This window comes from Mesorhizobium sp. M4B.F.Ca.ET.143.01.1.1 (assembly GCF_004792275.1).
GTDB lineage: Bacteria > Pseudomonadota > Alphaproteobacteria > Rhizobiales > Rhizobiaceae > Mesorhizobium > Mesorhizobium abyssinicae.
Map to the genome: position 1 here is coordinate 1 of NZ_SRSR01000344.1, position 286 is coordinate 286.

At 60.1% G+C, this 286-nt stretch carries 1 protein-coding gene; it reads left to right on the forward strand.

Going from position 1 to position 286, the window contains the following annotated elements:
* Positions 1-59 precede the first annotated feature (59 nt).
* Positions 60-286 (forward strand): helix-turn-helix transcriptional regulator (locus EN786_RS37280; RefSeq protein ID WP_135910221.1); only part of this gene is annotated, 227 nt, incomplete at its 3' end.

Sequence of the window (286 nt, forward strand, 5' to 3'; positions counted from 1 at the left end):
AGAAAGAACAGCGCTAGTATCGTTTTTCGATACCAAATCGCACGAATGAGGCGCAGTCCATGAACGGTCCGATCTTCGAGGCACTGAAACGGACGCTGAAGGCCAAGGGGCTGACCTATCGCACGCTCGCCGAGCGCATGGGTATTTCCGAGCCGACGGTGAAGCGCATCTTCCACGAACAGAATTGCAAGCTCGACCGGCTGATGGAGATCTGCGCCGCGGCCGAAGTCGAGCTGGAAAACGTGCTCGGCGCGATGAACCGCGGGCCGGGACCGGCCAACCGCGT